Source organism: Arthrobacter sp. P1_B4 (assembly GCF_056406555.1).
Genome location: NZ_JBFTZW010000149.1, coordinates 1 through 4,225 on the forward strand (window position 1 = coordinate 1; position 4,225 = coordinate 4,225).

The following is a 4,225-nucleotide window of genomic DNA, read 5'->3' on the forward strand; positions in this document are numbered from 1 at the left end:
GGACCCCCACCTGGTGGTGGGGGTCCTCGACCGTTAATGGTGTTCCGGCGGTGACCTACTCTCCCACACCCTCCCGGGTGCAGTACCATCGGCGCTGTGGGTCTTAGCTTCCGGGTTCGGGATGGGACCGGGCGTTTCCCCCACGCTATGACCGCCGTAACCCTTGCTCCGCCACGCACCCGCTGGGCGGGGGTGGGGAAAACTAGTGGTTACAACATCTGTGGTGTTGTTATTTTGTTGTGGTTTTGTTCCTGTCGCAACGTGCCGTCAAGTAACGGGTTTGTTGKTTGGGAACCACATAGTGGACGCAAGCAGTCTTGTTTCTTTGTACCCTCCCCCTGGTGTGAACGTCTTTTGAATCCGTTCACGGGAWGGGTGTGTGGTGTAAGTTATCGGCCTATTAGTACCGGTCAGCTTCACGAGTCGTTAGTCCTCGCTTCCACATCCGGCCTATCAACCCAGTGGTCTGGCTGGGGGCCTCTCACACACAAGGTGTATGGAAATCTCATCTCGAAGCGAGCTTCCCGCTTAGATGCTTTCAGCGGTTATCCCATCCGAACGTAGCTAATCAGCGGTGCACTTGGCAGTACAACTGACACACCAGAGGTTCGTCCGTCCCGGTCCTCTCGTACTAAGGACAGCCCTTCTCAAATTTCCTGCGCGCGCAGCGGATAGGGACCGAACTGTCTCACGACGTTCTAAACCCAGCTCGCGTACCGCTTTAATGGGCGAACAGCCCAACCCTTGGGACCTACTCCAGCCCCAGGATGCGACGAGCCGACATCGAGGTGCCAAACCATGCCGTCGATATGGACTCTTGGGCAAGATCAGCCTGTTATCCCCGAGGTACCTTTTATCCGTTGAGCGACGGCCATTCCACAATGTACCGCCGGATCACTAGTCCCGACTTTCGTCCCTGCTCGAGATGTCTCTCTCACAGTCAAGCTCCCTTGTGCACTTACACTCGACACCTGATTGCCAACCAGGCTGAGGGAACCTTTGGGCGCCTCCGTTACTTTTTAGGAGGCAACCGCCCCAGTTAAACTACCCATCAGGCACTGTCCCTGACCCGGATTACGGGCCGAAGTTAGATGTCCAAAGTGACCAGAGTGGTATTTCAACGATGACTCCACCCGAACTGGCGTCCGGGCTTCRACGTCTCCCACCTATCCTACACAAGCCACTCCGAACACCAATACCAAACTATAGTAAAGGTCTCGGGGTCTTTCCGTCCTGCTGCGCGTAACGAGCATCTTTACTCGTACTGCAATTTCGCCGAGTTTATGGTTGAGACAGCGGGGAAGTCGTTACTCCATTCGTGCAGGTCGGAACTTACCCGACAAGGAATTTCGCTACCTTAGGATGGTTATAGTTACCACCGCCGTTTACTGGGGCTTAAATTCTCAGCTTCGCCTTGCGGCTAACCGGTCCTCTTAACCTTCCAGCACCGGGCAGGAGTCAGTCCGTATACATCGTCTTGCGACTTCGCACGGACCTGTGTTTTTAGTAAACAGTCGCTTCCCCCTGGTCTCTGCGGCCCCGATCCCCTCCCACCAGCAAGTGGTGTTCAAGGTTGGGGCCCCCCTTCTCCCGAAGTTACGGGGGCATTTTGCCGAGTTCCTTAACCATAATTCTCTCGATCGCCTTAGTATTCTCTACCTGATCACCTGTGTCGGTTTGGGGTACGGGCGGCTAAAACCTCGCGTCGATGCTTTTCTCGGCAGCATAGGATCACCGAATCCCCCCCTACGGGGGTCCCGTCAGATCTCAGGCATCATGAACGGCGGATTTGCCTACCGTTCGCCCTACATCCTTAGACCGGGACAACCATCGCCCGGCTCGGCTACCTTCCTGCGTCACACCTGTTAATACGCTTGCCTCCCAGGATCAGGTCCCGCGCTCCACCAAAACCCACACACCCCGAAGGGYGSTMRGGCAGGTTTCGGGCGGTTAGTATCCCCTGTTCAGCATGGGCGGTTTTTCGCCGGTACGGGAATATCAACCCGTTGTCCATCGACTACGCCTGTCGGCCTCGCCTTAGGTCCCGACTTACCCAGGGCAGATTAGCTTGACCCTGGAACCCTTGATCATCCGGCGGACGGGTTTCTCACCCGTCTTTCGCTACTCATGCCTGCATTCTCACTCGTGTAGGCTCCACCGCTGGTTTCCACCGCGACTTCACTGCCCACACGACGCTCCCCTACCACTCCAGACGCCTGAACCAACCCCACAAGGGGGCAGCTTGGCTAWTGTCTGAAATCCACAACTTCGGCGGTGTACTTGAGCCCCGCTACATTGTCGGCGCGGAATCACTTGACCAGTGAGCTATTACGCACTCTTTTAAGGATGGCTGCTTCTAAGCCAACCTCCTGGTTGTCTTCGCAACTCCACATCCTTTCCCACTTAGCACACGCTTAGGGGCCTTAGTTGGTGGTCTGGGCTGTTTCCCTCTCGACTATGAAGCTTATCCCCCACAGTCTCACTGCTGCGCTCTCACTTACCGGCATTCGGAGTTTGGCTGACGTCAGTAACCTTGTAGGGCCCATTAGCCATCCAGTAGCTCTACCTCCGGTAAGAAACACGCAACGCTGCACCTAAATGCATTTCGGGGAGAACCAGCTATCACGAAGTTTGATTGGCCTTTCACCCCTACCCACAGCTCATCCCCTCCATTTTCAACTGAAGTGGGTTCGGTCCTCCACGACGTCTTACCGTCGCTTCAACCTGGCCATGGGTAGATCACTTCGCTTCGGGTCTAGATCACGCCACTGCAACGCCCTATTCAGACTCGCTTTCGCTACGGCTTCCCCACACGGGTTAACCTCGCGACGTAACACTAACTCGCAGGCTCATTCTTCAAAAGGCACGCCGTCACCCCAACACGATCGCTCGCGGAGGCTCCGACGGATTGTAAGCACACGGTTTCAGGTACTGTTTCACTCCCCTCCCGGGGTACTTTTCACCTTTCCCTCACGGTACTGGTCCGCTATCGGTCATTAGGGAGTATTTAGGCTTATCAGGTGGTCCTGACAGATTCGCACGGGATTTCTCGGGCCCCGTGCTACTTGGGATACTTCACCAGGCGGTGCACAACATTTCGGTTACGGGGCTCACACCCTCTACGGCCGGCCTTTCAAGACCGTTCACCTATGCCTGCACTCTCACCTTCCCAGCCCGGCAGAGCTGGAGTGGGAAGTCCCACAACCCCGACCATGCAACGCCCGCCGGCTATCACACATGGAACGGTTTAGCCTGATCCGCGTTCGCTCGCCACTACTGACGGAATCACTATTGTTTTCTCTTCCTGCGGGTACTGAGATGTTTCACTTCCCCGCGTTCCCTCCACGCACCCTATGTGTTCAGATGCGGGTCACCAGGCAGCTCGCGCCCCTGGCGGGGTTTCCCCATTCGGACACCCTGGGATCACAGTCCGGTTATCGACTCCCCCAGGCTTATCGCAGATTCCTACGTCCTTCTTCGGCTCCTAATGCCAAGGCATCCACCGTGTGCTCTTAAAAACTTGACCACAAAAGATCAAGGAGTAATTTTCGAGAGAACCACAGAAACCACCACCATCACCCCAAAAGGCAACAGCGACAGATCCAGGTTCATATTCTTGGAAATTGCTTCTTATAAAAGATGCTCGCGTCCACTATGTAGTTCTCAAACAACAACCCCGTACCACACACCCCACACACGCCCCACAAAAGGGAACAACCGTATGATCGGTGCAGCCAGGAAACCAGAAACAAACCAGCCCCACACCACAGCCACGCACCCACCCCGAAAGGGAAGGACAACGCGGCCGCGCCATGGTCCTGTTGYCTCAGGACCCAACAGTGTGCCAAACACTACCCAGCAGYTCATTCCGGCGWGCGTTCCAGGACCAGGACCCYSAAGRGACCCGATCCGTACTARCTGCCGGCCTGTGCCGCCAGGCACCTATTYGTTGATATTCCACCCGTGAGCACCCGCCGCAGAACTAGCGTCTGCGCAACGGGCGTACTCCTGACAACCCCACCACACSSACATAACGCCCGGCAGGGAAAGTTGTAGGTGCTCCTTAGAAAGGAGGTGATCCAGCCGCACCTTCCGGTACGGCTACCTTGTTACGACTTAGTCCCAATCGCCAGTCCCACCTTCGACAGCTCCCTCCCACAAGGGGTTAGGCCACCGGCTTCGGGTGTTACCAACTTTCGTGACTTGACGGGCGGTGTGTACAAGG

Annotated in this window: 3 rRNA genes; all 3 read right to left on the reverse strand. The window is 56.2% G+C overall.

The features are described from left to right. Positions 1 to 42 precede the first annotated feature (42 nt). Positions 43 to 159 (reverse strand): 5S ribosomal RNA (rrf, locus tag AC1D1W_RS19960). Between the two features lie 220 nt (positions 160 to 379). Beyond that, positions 380 to 3,526, reverse strand: a 23S ribosomal RNA gene (locus AC1D1W_RS19965). A gap of 541 nt (positions 3,527 to 4,067) precedes the next feature. Further along, positions 4,068 to 4,225 (reverse strand): 16S ribosomal RNA (locus AC1D1W_RS19970); the annotation flags it as partial.